Genomic DNA, 17,543 nt, shown 5'->3' on the forward strand with positions numbered 1-17,543 from the left:
GGCGCGGGGCGGCCGACGGGGGGCCGGCGCGGAACGGGGTACCGGGATGGGACCGGCTCCCGGCGCACCGGGCACCCGCGCGGGGCCGGGTGCCGGCTTGGGGGGTCATGCGGCCTCCGTGCGGTCCGCGGTCATCGCCGCCGCGTCGAGCAGGGCGGTGCCGACGATCAGGTCGGCGCCGCCGAACTCGGGGTCGTCGAGCTCGGTGCCGTCGTCCACTGCGAACAGGAGCCGCTCCTCGCCCTGCCGGTATGCCGTTCCGACGGCCGGGCTCGCGGCGTGGACGGCGAGCAGGGCCACCAGGTAGGGCAGGTCCGGGTCGGTGCGGCGGGCCTCGGCGAGCAGGCCGGACAGGCGGCGCGGGGCGTCGTGCGGCAGGTCCAGGAGCTCCCTCGCGGCGGCGAGCTGCTCCTCGCTGAAGCGGCTGTCGTCGGGGGTCGCGATCAGGTCGGGCTCGGGCATCTCGGCGCCGAGGTGCTCCCGCTCGACGGGCGGGGTGAGCAGGATGTCGACCAGGTCGGCGACGCGTACGGAGGCGGGGGTGCGCAGGCCGGTGCCGGAGGCGAAGAAGGCGTCGGTGACGCGGGTCGCCTCGGCGACGGGGAGCGGCAGCAGCGGTGCCACGAGCTGCCCGTACAGGTCGATCCCGGAGCGCGGTGCGGGGGCGGCGAAGGCCTGCCGGTCCTGCTCGGCGCGGAACAGCGGGCCGGCTTCGAGCAGCCGCGACTGGAGCTGGGTGTGGCGGCGGATGCAGTCCTTGACGATGTCGACGAGTTCGGCGGCGCGCCGCTTGTTCTCCGGCTCCTCGGCTTCGTCGCGGACCTTGCGGATGTTCGTCAGGATGGCGTTCTCGTGCCGGTAGCGGTCGGCGACGTGGTCGAGGGCCTCCTCGATCATGTCGGGTACGGACTGCAGCCAGTCGACGGCGCGGACGTTGCGCCGGGTCGCCTCCAGGGTGCGGCGCAGGGTCTCGGCGTACTGGACGGTGCGGTAGCGGGCCTGCTCGGCGGCGAGCTGGGCGTCCGCGAGGCGGCCGCGGCTGACGAGGACCTCGAGCTTGACCTCGGCGGCGATCTGGGCGCTGGTGACGTCGGTGTCCAGGGCGCCGACGAGGACGTTGACGGCTTCGTCGGTGGTGCGCAGGTAGACGGCGCCGCCGTAGCCGGGGACTTCCTCGAGCAGTTTGAAGTCGTAGTCGCGGCGGACGTAGACGCCGTCGGGGCCGAAGGTGCCGTAGATCGCGCGGAAGCCGCGGTCGACGCTGCCGACGTTGATCAGGTTCTCGAGGACCCAGCGGGCCACGCGCTCGTGCTCGGCCGCGGGGCGGTCGGGAGCCTGGGCGGCGATGCGCGGGAGCAGCCGGGCCACTATCTGGTCGTGGTCGGCCCCGGTGTCGAAGTCCATGTGGAGTGTGACCAGGTCGATCGCGGCGAGGGCCACTTCGGACATCGCGTAGATCCCGTACTCGCCTGCCAGGTTGGCCTTGCGTACGTCGAGGTCGTGGAGCGGGGCGGTGCAGGCGAGCGCGCGCAGCCGCCGGGCCAGGCCCTCGTCGGCGGCCGGGCCCGGCGCCGGGGACGGAAGGGTCTTCGCCGGGGCAGGGAGAGTCACGGACAAAGATTAGGCGCTGACAGGGACAACAGCCCAAACGGCACGGTTCGGCCTGATCGGTTCCCGACCTCGTGCATCGTCCTCGGGCGTCGTCCCCGGGCGTCGTCCCCGGGGCGCGGTCCCCGGGCGCCGTCCCCTGCGCCGCCGGGTCTAGGCTCACGCCATGGCTTCCATGATCACACCTCTGATCGACCTCAATGCCGACCTGGGTGAGGGTTTCGGGCGCTGGACGCTCACCGACGACGAGGCCCTGCTGTCCGTCGTGACCAGTGCGAACGTCGCGTGCGGCTTCCATGCCGGGGACCCGTCCATCATGCGGCGGGTGTGCGAGCTGGCCGCCCGGCGGGGGGTGCGGATCGGGGCGCAGGTCTCGTACCGCGATCTGGCGGGTTTCGGGCGGCGCTCGATGGACGTGCCGCCGGACGAGCTGGCGGACGAGGTCGCCTACCAGATCGGGGCGCTGGAGGTGTTCGCGCGGGCGGCCGGCTCGCGGGTGTCCTACGTGAAGCCGCACGGCGCGTTGTACAACCGCGCCGTGCACGACGCCGGTCAGGCGGCCGCGGTCGTCGCCGGGGTGCGCATGGCGGCGGGCCCGGACCGGGACCTGCCGGTGCTGGGCCTGCCGGGGTCGCCGCTGCTCAGCGCGGCGGAGGCGGCGGGGCTGACGCCCGTGCCGGAAGCGTTCGCGGACCGGGCGTACACGCCCGCCGGGAGGCTGGTGGCGCGCGGGGAGCCGGGGGCGGTCCTGCACGACCCGGACGCGGTGGTCGCGCGGGCGGTGGCCCTGGCCGCCGACGGCGCGGTGGCGGCTGCGGACGGCTCGCGGATCGCGGTGCCGGCGCGCTCGCTGTGCCTGCACGGTGACACCCCGGGGGCGGCCGGGCTCGCAGGGCGCGTGCGGCAGGCCCTCGATGCGGCGGGCGTACGCGTGGAGGCCTTCGCGTGAGGGCCCTGGCCGTGGGTGGCGAGGCGGTGCTGGTCGAGCTGGAGTCGGCGGCGGAGGTGGCCGCGCTCCACGCCGAGGTGCTGCGCCGACGCGACGCGGGCGGGCTGGGGCCCGTACGGGACGTCGTACCGGCCGCGCGGACGGTGCTGCTGGACGGGGTGCGGGAGCCTCGGGCGCTGGCGGAGCGGATAGTGCGCTGGAAGGTGCCGCCGCTCGCCGAGGCGCAGGGGCCGCTGGTCACCGTCCCGGTGCGGTACGACGGCCCGGACCTGGCCGAGGTGGCCGGGCGGTGGCGGATACGGGAGCGGGAGGTGGCGGAGGTCGTCGGGTCGGTCGTCTTCCGGGTGGCGTTCTGCGGCTTCGCGCCCGGCTTCGGCTACCTGACCGGGCTCCCGGAGCGCTTCCACCTGCCCCGGCGGGACACACCGCGCACTGCGGTCCCGGCAGGTTCGCTGGCGCTGGCGGGCGAGTACGCCGGGGCGTACCCGCGCCCCTCCCCCGGCGGCTGGCAGCTGATCGGGTCCACGGACGCGGTGCTGTGGGATGCGGCACGGGAGCCCGCGGCCCTGTTCGTGCCGGGGGTGCGGGTGCGGTTCGAGGAGGTGGCCGGGTGAGTGGCGCGAAGCCGGCGAAGGCGCTGGAAGTGCTCCGGCCCGGGGCGCTGACCACGGTCCAGGACGCGGGCCGGCCCGGGTACGCGCACCTCGGGGTACCCCGGTCGGGCGCGCTGGACGCCGCCGCGTACGCCTTGGCCAACCGGCTGGTGGGCAACCCGCCGGACGCGGCCGTCCTGGAGACCACCCTGGACGGGGTCGGGCTCCGGGCCGGCTCCGCGGGCGCGGTGACCGTGGCGGTCACGGGCGCGCCCTGCACGGTACGGGTGGCAGGTCGCCCGGTGGCCTGGGGCGCGCCGGTCCGGGTCCCGGCGGGGGCGGAGCTGGAGGTGGGCCGGGCGGAGTCGGGGGTGCGCAGCTACGTGGCCGTGCGGGGAGGCTTCACCGTGCCGCCGGTCCTCGGCAGTCGCTCGACGGACCTGCTGTCCGGGCTGGGGCCGGCCGTGCCGCCGGGCGGGGCCGTGCTGCCGGTGGGTCCGGCCGGGCCGGATCCGGTGGGCGGAGCGGACGTGCTGCCGGCGCCGGGGGCTCCGGCGGAGCTGGTGCTGCCGCTGCGCCCGGGCCCGCGGGCGGACTGGTTCGGGCCGGCTTCGCTCGCCGCGCTGTGGCGTTCGGCGTACCGGGTGTCCCCCGCGTCGAACCGGATAGGGCTGCGCACGGAGGCGGGGACACCGCTGGCCCGCGCCCGGGCCGGGGAGCTGCCGAGCGAGGGCATGGTGCTGGGCGCGGTGCAGGTACCGCCGGACGGCATGCCGGTGGTGTTCCTGGCGGACCACCCGGTGACGGGCGGCTACCCGGTGATCGGCGTCGTCCCGCCGGGCCCGGCCCTGGATGCCGCCGCGCAGGCCCGGCCGGGGGTGCCGGTCAGGTTCGTTCCCTCCTGCTGACGAATTCCGGGCCCTCCGCTGAAGGGAACTCCGGGCCCTCCCGCTGAAGGACCGCGGGCCCTCCCGTTGAAGGACTGCGGGCGGTGAGGCGTTCCGGGCTGCTTCGGCCGCGTACGGCACGGGCCCCTCCGGGTCCGCGGACAGGGGGAACCGGCGGGTGGGGTGCCCGCCACAGCACACGGGGAGCACATCGCCGCGGGGCCGGCTTCGTGAGCCGCCGTGTCGCCGCCCCGTACCGGCCGGGGCGCACCCTGTCCTGCGGCGCGCGGCGCCGTCCGAGCGGGCCGCTGCGCGCCGCCGTGGACCTGGTCGTCGTCGACGGGCTCAGCCCGGCCGGGGCCGCGCGCCCCCGGGGAACTCCCGGGCCACCGTCCCGGTCCGACTGGACCGTGCGCGGCCCGCGCTGCGGGCGCCTCGACGCCTCCGGCCTCACCACCCGGCACCCGGCACCCGGCACCCGGCACCATCGCCCCGTGAACACGTCGACCCGGCCGTTCACCGGCCGGGTCGACGTGTTGCGTGGCGCGCGCCCGGGACTGCCCGGGTCCGCGGCGGGCCGGACCGCCCTACAGAGCCGTTTCCGGGGCGATGCGGCTGCGGACGGCGGACTGGACGTCCTCCTCCTCCGCCGGGTCGGATGCCAGGCGGCGGAGCCGCGGGGCGACGCGGACGTCGGCGGTTTCGGCGTGGCGGGCGGCCACCTCGCGGGTGGTCTCCTCGCAGTCCCACAGGCACTCCACCGCGAAGCCCGCCGCGAAGGTGGGGTCCGTGCCCGCGAGGGCGCGGGCGGCGCGGCCGCGGAGGTGGGAGGAGGCCGTCTCGCGGTAGATGTGCCGCAGGACGGGGGCGGCGCAGCCGATGGAGAGCCGACCCGCGCCGTCGACCAGGGTGTAGAGGCGCGGGGAGTCCGGGCCGGATCCGCGGACGGTGGAGCGGAGGGCGCCGAGGACGAGGCCCGCGTCCCCGGCGTCGCCGTGGGAGGCGAGGAGGGCGGCGGCGGCTTCACCGAGCGCGTCGGGGCGGTGGATCCAGCTGCGGGCCCGGTCGAGGGCGGCGGGGCCGGTCATGCGTTCGTAGGCGGCGACGGCGGGTTCGTCGGCGGCGGCTTCGATGAGGTCCAGGACGACCGGGTTGTCCGGTTCGGCGAGGACGAGGTGGTGCAGGGCGGTGGCGCGGGCGGCGTCTCCGGCGGCGCCGGCGGCTGCGGCGAGGATGGCTCCGCGGTCCTCGGGGGAGGCCACGGCGGTGAGACAGCGCGCGGCGGGCACGTGCAGCGGGGTGCCGCGGCGCAGCCCGTCGGCGGCCCATTCGAAGACGGCCTGGACACCCCAGCCGGGCCGGGGGCCGTGGGGGGTGAGCTGGCGCTGCCAGCGGTCGAAGGAGCCCTGGCGGCGTGCCGCGCCGAGGCGGGCGCCGTACTCGTCGGTCTCCTCCCACAGCCACCAGGGGCGGGGCTCGTAGGCGTCGCGGACGGCGGCGGCCAGCCGCGCCTCGCCCTCCTCCGTGGCGGGGAAGCGGGCGAGTACGGGTGCGGCCAGGGACAGCAGGCCTTCGTCGTCGTCGCGCAGGGCGAGCTCGTCGAGGGCCCAGGCCCAGTTGGCGCCGGAGGCGGCGTACCGGCGCAGCAGGATGAGTGCGTCGTCGCGGCCGTACGAGGCCAGGTGGCCCAGGACGGACAGGGCGAGGCCGGTCCGGTGGTCGCTGTCGTCGACGAGGTCGTCGGCGCTGAAGAGGTGGCTCTCGATTTCGCCCAGGGGACCGTCGAGGTCCAGGTACAGGCGGGCGTAGTAGAGGGAGCGGTTCTCGACCTGCCAGTCCTGGCGCGGGTCACGGAGCACGCACTGGTTGAGGGCCTGGAGGGCCTCGGCCCGGGGGGCCGCGAGTGCGTGCAGGGTGCCGTCGCCGCGGCCCCGCTGGAGGAGCCCGAGCAGGGTGCCGCTTGGCGCTATGACTGGTTCGAACATGGGAATGGCCTCAAATCAAGCTGGGGACGCAACCGGGAATCGGGGTTCACAGGGCCGCGTAACAGCATGTGAGGACGTCCGCCGTCTTGTTCCGCTCGATGTTGACCATTGCCTTCTCACTCTCGTCGGTGCTTCGCGACCACGGCGGCCGGTTCTGCAGGGAGGGGCTCGGACACGGTCGTGTCCTGCCCCCTCCTGCCCGTCCGCCGCGCTCGCGAATCGAATCCGACGCCATGATGACCCAGCCGGTTTGTGCGCCGCGACCACATTTACGGCCGCCGTGACCAAGCCGTGAGGTCGGTGCGGGGTCACACCATGCCAGGTCATGGCCGAAAGCGGACTACTTGACTCCGAAAAGCTCGAGGAGGTCCGTCTTGGCGAACATGCGCGCCGTGTCCACCGCGGAGGGGGTTCCTGCGTGCGGGTCGGCCCCGGCGGCGAGGAGGGCGCGGATGACGGCCTCCTCTCCCTTGAAGACCGCTCCGGCGAGCGGGGTCTGGCCGCGGTCGTTGGCGCGGTCCGGCTCGGCACCGTGCCGGAGCAGTGCGGCGACGGTATCGGCGTTGCCGTGGTAGGCGGCCAGCATGACGAGGGTGTCGCCGCGGTCGTTGGTGAGGTTGGCCGGGACGCCGGCGTCGAGGTAGGCCGCGAGCATGGCGGTCTCGCCCTGGCGGGCGAGGTCGAAGACCTTGCCGGCCAGCTCGATGACGTCCGCGTCGGGGGCGTCCTGGGAGCCTCCGTCAGTGCGCTGGTACTCGCTCATCGGTCGCTTTCCGCCTTCCACTCGTGTGCGTCCTATCGGGTGAATCGCCCAGGGTAGCGCCCCGACCTGCGGGGATGGTGTCCGTGTCCACGCGCGGCACCCCTCCGGCCGACGGGGCGGCCTCTCGCGCGCGGCCGGGTCGCCGCCCGGACTGAGCCGGTCAAGTGAAAGACCGGGACATTCACCCGTATGCACCTTTTATCGCATTGATACTTCCTGTGAGCTGGGGACAGCTGATGGTGACTGTCCCCACCCACCAGGAGAAACTCTCATGATCCTCTCCATTTCGGGCGTCGTCCTGCTCGGCATCATCGCGTTCCTCTTCTTCAAGAAGGACGGCATGAAGCTCAGCCACGCCTTCGTCTGCGCACTGTTCGGCTTCTTCCTCGCCGGCTCCGCGATCGCCCCCAGCATCACGGCGAGTACGGCGAGCCTCGCGAGCCTCCTCGGCGGGATCAAGCTCTAGCCGCCCCCGCCCGACCGCAACCCCAGGAGACGCCCGTGGCCCGGCGCCCACTCCCCCGCCTCCTCGGCGGCGGCATCCTGTCGCCCGCACGGGGACGCGAACTCGCCCGAACGGCAGCCGACAGCGCCACGGACGTCCTCCATCCGCTGCTGGTCATCGGGCGCGGCCTGCGCATCCTGGCCGCGGCCGCACGACGCCGGTGGGCCGCCACCCCCAAGGACAGGCGCGGTCCCGCCCTGTTCCTGGGCGCGTCCGTCGCCCTGGTCCTCGCGCTCGCCCCGTACGGGCCCCTGCTCGCCCTGGCCGCCCTCATGGGGGCGGCGGCCTGGCAGGGGCGGGAGCGCGCCGCGGTCAAGGCCGGGCCGAGCGCCGCCGAGCTCGAACGTCTCGGCACCCTGTACGAGGCGCTCGTGCCGTACTTCTCCGTCCCGGAGGACCCGAGTCCGCTCTACGCGCACGGCGGGGAGTGGCGGCAGGCCTTCAGCGGGTACGCCTTCGACGGAGCGGGCCGGATCACCCGACTCCGGATCCGCTACCCCGCGTACTTCACGGACGGCGAGCCGGCCTCCCGGTCCCGGATCGAGGCCCTGCTGCATGCGAAGTCCGGGCGCGGCCGGGAGTACCTCTTCGACTGGGACGAGGAGGGCAACCAGCTGGACCTGCGGGTCCTTGACCCCCTGCCGGCGGGTGTCCCCGTCCAGCCGTTCGTCACCTCACCCGGCGAGACCGTGCTGGGCTTCACCGACGCGGACGGCGTGCAGCGCACCCTACCCGTGGTGGAGGACGGCGCTCAGCACGACGTGCCGCCCGTGATCTGGCGGACCGGGCCGCGGTCCGCCGAGCCGCATCTGCTGGCCGTGGGCCACCCGGGCAGCGGTACGTCCACCCTTCTCCGGTCGATCGCCCTGCAGGCGCTGCGGCACGGGGGCGACGTCCTCGTCGTGGAGGGCGGCGGCAGCGGCGAGTTCGCCTGCCTCTCGGGCCGCCGCGGCGTGCCGGCGGTGGAGTGCGGTCCGGCCGGGGCGCTGGCCGCGCTGGAGTGGGCCGCCCACGAGACCGAGCGCCGCCTCGCCGCCACGCATCGGGCGCGCGAGGCCGGGCGCCCCGTACCGGAGGACGTCCGGCGCCCGCTGTGGATCCTGCTGGACCGGCCGGGCGTGCTGGCCCACGTCGCGGCGGCGGAGGGGGCCCCGGATCCGTTCGTGCGGCTCCAGGTGCCGCTGCGGCACGGCCGTGCCGCGCACGTGACGGTGGCGGTGGCCGAGCAGTTCGACCACCTGGAGCTGCTGGGCGACGCGGTCCGGCAGCACACGCGGGCCCGGGTCGTGCTCGGCCCCGCCTCGGCCGGGCAGATCGGCGACGTCCTGGGGCTGCCGCCGCACACCACCCCGGTCCTGCGGGTACCGCCGGGCCGCGGGTACGCGCGGCTCGGCGCCGGGCCGGTGCACCGCCTGCAGGTGCCCGCGGCCCCGGACCCGTACGACGAGGATGCCGACGCGGCGCACCGGCAGGCGGTACTGGAGCTGCTGCCGGCCCGGGCACAGGCGGCGCCGGGCGGCGCCCCGGGAGGCCGGGCCGCCCCCGCCAAGTCGCTCCAGGCCCAGCCCCCGGCGCAGGCGCAGGGGGCGGGGGCCGACGCCGCGGACCGGATCCCGGAGGTCCCGGCGGAGGCTCCGTGAGGTGGGGTCTCAGGCCACGAAGGTGCGCGGGGGCTCCGCGCCGCTGCCGCCCGCGCCCGTGACGACCAGGCGGGCTGCCGCCGCCAGCCGGGCCGCGGCCTCGTCGGCCACGGGCCCGCCGACGGTGAAGGGAAGGCGGACGTAGCCCTCGAAGGCGCCGTCCACACCGAACCGCGGACCCGAAGGGACCCGTACGCCGACCCGCTCGCCCACCTCGGCCAGCCGCGAGCCGGAGAGCCCGCCGGCCCGGGCCCACAGGGTCAGCCCGCCCCGCGGGACCTCGAACTCCCACTCGGGCAGTTCCCGGCGCACCGCGGTGACCAGCGCGTCCCGGTTCTCCCGGGCCTGTTCGCGGCGGAGCTGCACGGCCTCCTGCCAGCCGCCGGTCCGCATGAGCCAGTTCAGGGCGAGCTGCTCCAGCACCGGTGTGCCGAGGTCGGCGTACGCGCGGGCGGCCACGAGGCTGCGGATGACGTCGGGGGCGGCGCGGACCCAGCCGATCCGCAGGCCGGCCCAGAAGGCCTTGCTGGCGGAGCCGACGGTGATCACGGTGGAGCCGGCCGGGTCGAAGGAGCAGACGGGCCGGGGCATGTCCGGGCCGGGGTCGAGCCGGAGCTCGGCCATGGTCTCGTCGACGACGAGCACGGTGCCGGCGGAGCGTGCGGCCTCCACCATGGCGCGGCGCTGTTCGGCGGAGGCGAGGGCGCCGGTCGGGTTGTGGAAGTCGGCGACGACGTAGGCGAGGCGGGGGGCGGCCTCGCGCAGCACCTGCCGCCAGGCGGACATGTCCCAGCCGGAGAGTCCGTCGGCCATGGCGACCGGTACGAGCCGGAGGCCGGCGGCGCGCATGAGCTGGAGGATGTTGGCGTAGGAGGGGGACTCGACGGCGATGCGCTCCCCGCGGCCGGCGAAGAGGCTGCAGATGGCGTCGATGGCGCCCATGGCCCCGGTGGTGACCATGATCTGCTCGGGCATGGTGGGGATGCCCCGCTCGGTGTACCGGTCGGCGAGCATCCGCCGCAGGGCGGGCAGTCCGGCCGGGTAGTCGCCGTGGGTGTGCGCGTACGGGGGCAGTTCCTCCAGCGCGCCCTGTACGGCTCTGGTGAGCCAGGGCTCGGGGGCGGGGAGCGCGGCGCAGCCGAGGTCGATCATCGAGCCGAGGGACTCGGGCGGCAGCGGTTCCAGGCCGCGGGCGGGCAGCGGGTTGCCGGCGGGTACGGAGGTCCAGCTGCCGGCGCCGCGGCGGGATTCGAGGAAGCCCTCGCCGCGCAGGGCCTCGTACGCGGCGGCGACGGTGGTGCGGGAGACGGAGAGGGCGACGGCGAGCTCGCGCTCGGCGGGCAGCCGGGCGGCGACGGGCACGCGTCCTTCGAGGACCAGCAGGCGGATGCCGTCGGCCAGGGAGCGGTACGCGGGCGGCTTGCGCGCGCCGGGGGTGCCGGGGCCGCCGGGGCGCTGCTGCTGGGAGGTGATGAGGCGCGCGAGCTGCGCGGCCCCCACTGCCGAGGTCCACTCCGCCATCGCGTCCGGTCCACCTTCCTCGGATTGGCCCCTCCGGAGGCGGGACGGGCCCCGGATTGGATTGCCTGTGCAGCCTCAGGGTGCCACGGGCGGGCCGCCCCGGGCCAGGGCGGGGTGCCCACCCCGCGCCCGGGAGCCCTCGTGCCGGGCTCCCCCGGCCGGGGCGGGCCCGGAGCCGGGAGCTGCCCGGCGTTCACCGGGGCTCCACGGCACGGCTGCCGGGCCGCCGCGAGGAGGGGGCATACTGCGGCAGTGACGCACGCAAGCCTTCGCCATCCGTATCTGGACCACCCCGCTCCGATCCCCTTCGCCCACCGGGGCGGGGCCGCGGACGGGCTGGAGAACACCGCCGCCGCCTTCGGGCGGGCCGCCGGGGCCGGCTACCGGTACTTCGAGACGGACGTGCACGCCACGGCCGACGGCAAGCTGGTCGCCTTCCACGACGCGACGCTGGACCGGGTGACCGACGGCAGCGGCCGGATCGCGGAGCGGTACTGGAAGGACCTGCAACACGTGCGGGTGGGCGGCACCGAGCCGCTGCCCCTGTTCGAGGAGCTGCTGGAGGAGTTCCCCGATGCCCGGTGGAACGTCGACATCAAGGCCGAGTCGGCGCTGCACCCGCTGGTCAACCTGATCGCCCGGGCGCGGGCGTGGGACCGGGTGTGCGTGGGCTCGTTCTCGGAGAGCCGGGTGGCGCGGGCCCACAAGATCGCCGGGCCGCGGCTGGCGACCTCGTACGGGGTGCGGGGGGTCCTCGGGCTGCGGCTGCGCTCGTTCGCGATCCCGGCGGCGCTGCGGGCGGGCGCGGTGGCGGCGCAGGTGCCCGAGTCGCAGGGCGGGATCCGGGTGGTCGACCGGAGGTTCGTCCGCGCCGCGCACGAGCGCGGCCTGCAGGTGCACGTGTGGACCGTGAACGAACCGGAACGCATGGAGGCTCTCCTCGACCTGGGTGTCGATGGCATCATGACCGACCGGATCGACATCTTGCGCACGGTGCTGGACCGGCGCGGGGCCTGGGCCTGACGGGGCTGCGCGGCCGCCGCGCGGGTGCCGGGAGGCCGCGCGACACGGGGACCAGCAAGGGGGCGCTCATGAGTGCGCAGACGGCAGACGAGGCGGGAACCGGCTCCGAGGACGGCAGACCGGCTGCTGCGGCGACGGCCGCGCGCAAGCGCGAACAGCAGGGCTGGTACTTCTACGACTTCGCCGTGTCGGTGTACTCGGCGAGCGTGCTGACCCTGTTCCTCGGGCCGTACCTGACCTCCGTGGCGAAGGCGGCCGCGGACGCCGAAGGATTCGTGCACCCGCTGGGGATCCCGGTGCGGGCCGGGTCGTACTTCGCGTACACGGTGTCGGCATCGGTGATCCTGGCGGTGCTGCTCATGCCGATGGTGGGGGCGCTCGCGGACCGGACGGGCCGGAAGAAGCCGCTGCTGGCGGTGGCGGCGTACGTGGGTGCCGCGGCGACGACGGGCATGTTCTTCCTGGAGGGCGACCGCTACCTGCTGGGCGGTCTCCTGCTGGTCGTCGCGAATGCCGCGCTGTCGGTGTCGATGGTGCTCTACAACGCCTTCCTGCCGCAGATCTCCACCGCGGACGAACGTGACACCGTCTCCTCCCGGGGCTGGGCCTTCGGCTACACCGCGGGGTCGCTGATGCTGGTGGCGAACCTTGCGCTCTACCTGGGCCACGACTCCTTCGGGCTGTCCGAGGGCATGGCGGTGCGGATCTGCCTCGCCTCGGCGGGCTTGTGGTGGGGGGCGTTCGCGCTGATTCCGCTGCGCCGGCTGCGGGACCGGGCGGTCGTGCCGGAGGCGGGTGCGGCTCCGGCGGTCAGCGGCTGGAAGCAGCTCGTCGCCACGCTGAAGGACATGCGCCGCTATCCGCTGACCCTGTCCTTCCTGCTGGCGTACCTGATCTACAACGACGGCGTGCAGACGGTGATCTCACAGGCCTCGGTCTACGGCGCGGAGGAGCTGGAGCTGGAGCAGTCCACTCTGATCGCCGCAGTGCTGCTGGTTCAGGTGCTGGCGGTGGCGGGCGCCCTGGCGATGGGCCGGCTGGCCGTGCGGTACGGCGCCAAGCGCACCATCCTGGGTTCGCTGGCCGCCTGGGCGCTGACCCTGGGCGCCGGGTACTTCCTGCCGGCGCGGACCCCGATGTGGTTCTTCGCCCTCGCGGCGATGATCGGGCTGGTGCTGGGCGGCAGCCAGGCGCTGTCGCGGTCGCTGTTCTCGCACCTGGTGCCGGCGGGCAAGGAGGCGGAGTACTTTTCCGCGTACGAGATGAGCGACCGCGGGCTGAGCTGGGTCGGGCCGCTGGTGTTCGGGCTGACGTACCAGATCACGGGCAGCTATCGGGACGCGATCATCTCGCTGGTGGTCTTCTTCGCACTGGGTTTCGTGCTGCTGGCCCGGGTGCCGGTGCGGCGCGCGGTGGAGGCGGCGGGCAATCCTGTTCCGGAGCGGATCTGACGGGGGGCCCGGCCGTGATCAGGACACGGCCGGGGCGCGTCCGGCGAGCGGTCGGAGGCCGGATTTCCATGCGATTTCCGAACGGATTTCGACGTCGAAGCCAAGGGCCGGTAGTGTACGCCTTTGGCCTGCCAGGCGGACCGTTACTGCGTGCTGAAGAAGAGAAGACGTTGGGTGACATCTGCTGCCAGATGTGACAAAACGGGCATTGGTGGGTACAACAAGGGGCGGCACGACGGGCGACGCATCACCCGGAGCGGGAATCTATACCGCCGACCGGACGTTGACCGGATGACGACGACAGCGACACCTGTCCTGTGGGCGACAAGCCCGGGAGGCACGATTCATGAGTGAGCGAGCTCTCCGCGGTACGCGGCTCGTGGTTACCAGCTACGAGACGGACCGCGGTATCGATCTGGCCCCGCGCCAGGCGGTGGAGTACGCATGCCAGAACGGACATCGATTCGAGATGCCGTTCTCGGTTGAGGCAGAGATTCCGCCGGAGTGGGAGTGCAAGGCGTGCGGCGCCATGGCACTCCTGGTCGACGGGGACGGGCCGGAGGAGAAGAAGGGCAAGCCCGCGCGAACGCACTGGGACATGCTCATGGAGCGGCGTACCCGCGAGGAGCTGGAGGAGGTGCTGGCCGAGAGGCTGGCGGTCCTGCGCTCCGGTGCCATGAACATCGCCGTGCATCCGCGGGACAGCCGCAAGTCCGCCTGACGGCCGGACGACTCGTCCGCCCTGTCAGGGCGGGCGGTGCGTCCGCCTGAACCGGTGGACGAGAGAACAAGCCGAGGGCCTCTGCCACGAGATGTGGCGGAGGCCCTCGGCTTGTTCTCGTGGACTTCGTCCGCACGGTTCTCGCGTACGCGCTGCAACGGCCCGGTACACGGATCGGATCAGGGAGCCAGCGGCGGCCGGTACCCCGCGTCGGAGTCGGGGCGGTCCCGGCTCTCCGGCCGGTCGTCGCGGATGACCTCGCCCTGGACCACCTTGCCGTCCGGCTGGTGGATGCGGGCCTGCTGGAAGGCGTCGGCGAGGCTCCCCGACCGCGCCGCGGCAACCCTGCGCTCCAGGAGGCGGCCGGCGCGGCGGCCGATCCACGCCCGGACCGGCGGTATCAGGCAGAGCAGGCCCACCACGTCGGAGAGCAGGCCCGGCAGTATCAGGAGCAGGCCGGCCAGCATGGTGAGCGCGTTGCCCGTACCGGTCGGGCGCGCGGTGGGCGGCTGCCCCTGCTGCGCCTGCTGGAAGCTCTCGGACAGGTTCTTGAAGGCGCGGCGGCCGGCCCGCTTGATGACGACGGCGCCGAGCACGATTCCGCCCGCGATCAGCGCGGCGACGGTCAGACCTCCCGCGGCGTCGGCGACCAGGCCGAGCAGCCAGATCTCCAGGATCACCCAGGCGGCGACCGCCAGGGGCAGGAACGTGCGGGCAGGCGAGCGCCGCCGGTGGGCCGTCGGAGTGGGTGCGCCGGTCGTCATGCCATCCAGTCTGCCCTGGCCTGCGTAAAAGCGGGCTCAGTCGGAGGTACCGGACGTCCCCTAGGGGCTACCGGTGACAGGCGGGCGCACGTGCCCCCGGCGCACGGCCGACCGGACGCGCGGACCTCGCACGGCACGGGCCCCGCACGGCACGGGCCTCGCACGCACGGGCCTCGCACGGCACGGGCCTCAGGGCTTGCCCTTGTCCCGGGAGCGGTTCGTGTCCAGGCCCGTCAGCTTGGCCGCGTGGGACTGCAGGCCCCACTGGGTGACCCGCCACAGGGCCTCGACCACGATGTCCCGACTCATCTTGCTGTCGCCGAACTCCCGCTCGACGAAGGTGATCGGCACCTCCACGACGCGGAATCCAGCGCGCACGGCCCGCCGGGCCAGGTCCACCTGGAAGCAGTACCCGGCGGAGGCGACCTTCTCCAGGCCCAGCCCCTCCAAGGTCTCGCGGCGGAAGGCGCGGTAGCCGCCGGTCACGTCGCGGATCGGGACGTCCAGCATCAGGCGGGAGTAGGTCGAGCCGCCGCGCGAGAGGAACTCCCGGCTCTTGGGCCAGTTCACCACGCGGCCGCCCGGCACCCAGCGCGAGCCGAGGACCAGGTCGGCGCCGGCCAGCGCGGTGAGCAGGCGCGGCAGCTCCTCGGGCTGGTGGGAGCCGTCCGCGTCCATCTCGACGAGCACGCCGTAGTCGCGCTCCAGGCCCCAGGAGAACCCGGCGAGGTAGGCGGCGCCCAGCCCCTCCTTGCCCTTGCGGTGCAGGACGTGGACGTGGTCGTCGCCGGCCGCCAGCTCGTCGGCGAGCTTGCCGGTGCCGTCGGGGCTGTTGTCGTCCGCGACCAGGACGTGCGCCTCGGGCACGGCCGCCCGCACGCGCGCGACGATCGGCCCGATGTTCTCCGCCTCGTTGTAGGTCGGGATGATCACCAAGGTCGTGCCGAGCGGTCCGTGGCCTCGCTGTCCGCCGTCGCTCACTGGGTCCGCCTTCGTGTTCTTGTACGTCCTGTCACAGGGGATGACTTTAGAACAGTGGTCGGGGCCCGCGGTCCTTCGGGCCGGTACGGCTCCCGCCGGAGGCGGGCGGGTGACGGTGGTCCGCCGGACCGCGGGTCCCGGCGCGGGCCGCCCTCCGCCGGGTTCCTCCGCAGTCCGGGCCGGTGGCGCGTACCGAGCCGGGGCCCCGCGGATCACCCCTGCGGCCGTACGAACACCTCCCGGCCGCCGACGACGGTCGCGAGGCACACGGGGAGGTCCCGGCCCGGCGTCAGGTCGGGCAGCCCGGGGGTGCCGGAGCGGGGGTCGGTGGACCAGCGGGCGACCCGGTCGTCGGGGGCCTGGACGATCAGCTCGCCGGTCTGCCAGAGCGCGTAGTCGGCGGGGGCGCCGGGCACGAGCACGCCCGCTCCGTCGCGGCCGAGGGCCCGCCAGCCGCCCCGCGTGTGGGCGGTGAAGGCGGCCCGTACGGAGATGCGGTGCTCCGGGGTCCGGTGGAAGGCGGCGGCCCGGACGGTGCCCCACGGGTCGAAGGGAGTGACGGGGGCGTCGGAGCCGAAGGCCAGCGGCACCCCGGCCTTGAGGAGGGCGGCGAACGGGTTGAGCGTACGGGCCCGATCGGCGCCGAGCCGGTCCGCGTACATGCCGTCCTCGCCGCCCCAGGCCGCGTCGAAGGCGGGCTGCACGGAGGCGGTGAGGCCCAGCTCCGCGAAGGCGGCGATGGTCTCGGGGGTCATCATCTCGGCGTGCTCGATGCGGTGCCGGGCGGCGCGGACGCGGGTGAGGCCGAGCCGGTCTGCCGCCGTGCGGAAGCCCTCGACGACGGCGGTGAGGGCCGCGTCACCGATGGCGTGGAAGCCGGCCTGGAGTCCCGCCTCCGTGCAGGCGGTCACGTGCTCGGCGATCTCGGCCGCGTCGAGGTAGCCGGTGCCGGTGGTGTGCGCGTCGGCGTAGGGGTCGTGCAGGCAGGCGGTGTGGGAGCCGAGGGCGCCGTCCGCGAAGAGGTCGCCTGCGGCGCCGATGGCGCCGAGGGCCTTGGCCTGTTCCAGGTCGCGGTCGGCCCAGTAGCCGAAGACCCGCGGGCCGGGCCGCTCCCGGGCGAGGTTCAGGAGACCGGCGAAGTCCTCGGCGGAGGAGATCTCGGGGCCGCCGCACTCGTGGACGGAGCCGATGCCGAGAGAGGCGGCGTGGTCGAGGGCGGCCCGCTGGGCCTCGGCGCGCTGCGCGGGGGTGACGGCGGCGAGCGCGGCCTTGCGGACGGCGTGGTGGGCGTCGCGGGTCAGCGGCTCGTCCCCGCGGACGGCGACGGCGGGGACGAGGTCCAGCAGGGCGGTGGTGACGACGGCGGAGTGCACGTCGATGCGGCTGAGGTAGAGCGGGCGGCCGGCGGCGGCCTCGTCGAGCTCGGCGCGGCGGGGGGCGCGGCGCTCGGGCCAGCGGGCGGCGTCCCAGCCGTGGCCCAGCAGGACGCGGTCGCCGGGCCGGCGGGCGGCGTACGCGCGGACCAGCCGCAGGGCGTCGGCGAGGGAGGCGGCGCCGGAGAGGTCCAGCCCGGTCAGGGCGAGCCCGGTGGAGGTGACGTGCACGTGCGCGTCGGTGAACGCGGGGGTGACGAGCGCTCCGTCGAGATCGACGACTTCGTCCACGCCCTGCGCGAAGGCGTCGGCGGCGCCCTCGGAGCCGACCCAGGCGATGTGGCCCCGCTCGACGACCATCGCGGTGGCGAAGGGGTCGGCGGGGCTGTGGACCTCTCCGCCGCGCAGGAGGACGGTCCGTTCGGGGGCCGAGGCGGATGCGAATGCTCCGGCGTCGTCGGCGGAGTGGGCGGTGCGGTCAGTCATGCACACCAGTCTCCCGGTTCGCGGGGGCCCGTTCGACCGCGCCCCCTGCATTGCGGCCCGCTCCCCCGTCGGCGGGCCGCCGCCTGCCGCCGGCGCTCCGGCCGGAGAGGTCTGCCGGCCCGCGGCGTGCGTAGCGGTGCGGTGCGGTGCGTCGCACGGCGGTGGGCCGCAGGGCGTACCCGGCGTACTCGCGCGGTCCGATGGCGCGGCGAGGCGCCGTGCTCGGGGCACCTCCCCGCGGGCCGGGGGAGCGTCGTGGGGCGGGGCGGCGAACCCTTCGGTCAGAGCACTAG

15 protein-coding genes are annotated in these 17,543 nt (G+C 75.0%); 8 read left to right on the top strand and 7 right to left on the bottom strand.

Annotated features, from left to right (window positions below):
- Window positions 1-105: 105 nt before the first annotated feature.
- Window positions 106-1,611 (bottom strand): hypothetical protein, encoded by a 1,506-nt coding sequence (locus HYE82_RS21900; RefSeq protein WP_309144404.1) that lies wholly within the window; start codon window positions 1,609-1,611, stop codon window positions 106-108.
- A gap of 184 nt (window positions 1,612-1,795) precedes the next feature.
- Between HYE82_RS21900 and HYE82_RS21905 the strand changes: the two genes are divergently transcribed.
- Genes HYE82_RS21905 through HYE82_RS38330 form a run of 3 tightly spaced genes read left to right on the top strand, consistent with a single transcriptional unit; the run spans window position 1,796 to window position 4,058 of the window.
- Entirely contained in the window at window positions 1,796-2,557 is a 762-nt protein-coding gene (locus tag HYE82_RS21905; protein WP_179175844.1) for a LamB/YcsF family protein, read from the top strand.
- Window positions 2,554-3,171 carry an allophanate hydrolase subunit 1 gene (locus HYE82_RS38325; RefSeq protein ID WP_179175834.1) on the top strand — a complete coding sequence of 206 codons (618 nt, stop codon included), beginning with the start codon at window positions 2,554-2,556 and terminating at the stop codon, window positions 3,169-3,171. Before HYE82_RS21905 ends, HYE82_RS38325 begins: the two co-directional genes overlap by 4 nt.
- Window positions 3,168-4,058: a biotin-dependent carboxyltransferase family protein gene (locus HYE82_RS38330; RefSeq protein ID WP_309144405.1), complete on the top strand. Its 891-nt coding sequence runs from the start codon at window positions 3,168-3,170 to the stop codon at window positions 4,056-4,058. The genes HYE82_RS38325 and HYE82_RS38330 overlap by 4 nt, the downstream gene beginning before the upstream one ends.
- A 566-nt stretch (window positions 4,059-4,624) precedes the next feature.
- Here HYE82_RS38330 and HYE82_RS21920 read toward each other — a convergent pair.
- Window positions 4,625-6,022: a HEAT repeat domain-containing protein gene (locus tag HYE82_RS21920; RefSeq protein ID WP_179175835.1), complete on the bottom strand. Its 1,398-nt coding sequence runs from the start codon at window positions 6,020-6,022 to the stop codon at window positions 4,625-4,627.
- A gap of 340 nt (window positions 6,023-6,362) precedes the next feature.
- A complete protein-coding gene (locus tag HYE82_RS21925; RefSeq protein ID WP_179175836.1) occupies window positions 6,363-6,785 on the bottom strand; it encodes an ankyrin repeat domain-containing protein in 423 nt (140 codons plus the stop codon).
- Window positions 6,786-7,056: 271 nt separating this feature from the next.
- Here HYE82_RS21925 and HYE82_RS21930 point away from each other — a divergent pair, with 271 nt between their 5' ends.
- Together HYE82_RS21930 and HYE82_RS21935 are read left to right on the top strand one after the other, a co-directional pair.
- Window positions 7,057-7,251 (top strand): hypothetical protein, encoded by a 195-nt coding sequence (locus HYE82_RS21930; RefSeq protein WP_030162614.1) that lies wholly within the window; start codon window positions 7,057-7,059, stop codon window positions 7,249-7,251.
- A gap of 35 nt (window positions 7,252-7,286) precedes the next feature.
- The gene (locus HYE82_RS21935) at window positions 7,287-8,930 is read left to right on the top strand and encodes a hypothetical protein (RefSeq protein ID WP_179175837.1); all 1,644 of its coding nucleotides are present in this window, start codon (window positions 7,287-7,289) and stop codon (window positions 8,928-8,930) included.
- Between the two features lie 9 nt (window positions 8,931-8,939).
- On the opposite strand, the gene HYE82_RS21940 is transcribed toward HYE82_RS21935, so the two are convergent.
- Entirely contained in the window at window positions 8,940-10,451 is a 1,512-nt protein-coding gene (locus HYE82_RS21940; RefSeq protein ID WP_179175838.1) for a PLP-dependent aminotransferase family protein, read from the bottom strand.
- A 252-nt stretch (window positions 10,452-10,703) separates the two neighbouring features.
- Between HYE82_RS21940 and HYE82_RS21945 the strand changes: the two genes are divergently transcribed.
- From HYE82_RS21945 to HYE82_RS21955, 3 genes are all read left to right on the top strand, one after another.
- Window positions 10,704-11,474, top strand: a complete 771-nt coding sequence (locus HYE82_RS21945) for a glycerophosphodiester phosphodiesterase family protein (protein WP_179175839.1) — start codon at window positions 10,704-10,706, stop codon at window positions 11,472-11,474.
- 68 nt (window positions 11,475-11,542) lie between these two features.
- Window positions 11,543-12,925, top strand: a complete 1,383-nt coding sequence (locus HYE82_RS21950; protein WP_179175840.1) for an MFS transporter — start codon at window positions 11,543-11,545, stop codon at window positions 12,923-12,925.
- A 346-nt stretch (window positions 12,926-13,271) separates the two neighbouring features.
- Entirely contained in the window at window positions 13,272-13,646 is a 375-nt protein-coding gene (locus HYE82_RS21955; RefSeq protein WP_007262928.1) for an RNA polymerase-binding protein RbpA, read from the top strand.
- 179 nt (window positions 13,647-13,825) lie between these two features.
- Here HYE82_RS21955 and fxsA read toward each other — a convergent pair whose 3' ends face one another.
- From fxsA to HYE82_RS21970, 3 genes are all read right to left on the bottom strand, one after another.
- Entirely contained in the window at window positions 13,826-14,410 is a 585-nt protein-coding gene (gene fxsA / locus HYE82_RS21960) for an FxsA family membrane protein (RefSeq protein ID WP_179175841.1), read from the bottom strand.
- 189 nt (window positions 14,411-14,599) lie between these two features.
- Window positions 14,600-15,391 (bottom strand): polyprenol monophosphomannose synthase, encoded by a 792-nt coding sequence (locus HYE82_RS21965; protein ID WP_179175842.1) that lies wholly within the window; start codon window positions 15,389-15,391, stop codon window positions 14,600-14,602.
- Window positions 15,392-15,603: 212 nt separating this feature from the next.
- Window positions 15,604-17,250, bottom strand: coding sequence for an amidohydrolase (locus HYE82_RS21970; protein ID WP_179175843.1), 1,647 nt, complete (start codon window positions 17,248-17,250; stop codon window positions 15,604-15,606).
- Window positions 17,251-17,543: the final 293 nt, after the last annotated feature.

This window comes from Streptomyces sp. BR123 (genome assembly GCF_013401435.1).
Lineage (GTDB): Bacteria > Actinomycetota > Actinomycetes > Streptomycetales > Streptomycetaceae > Streptomyces.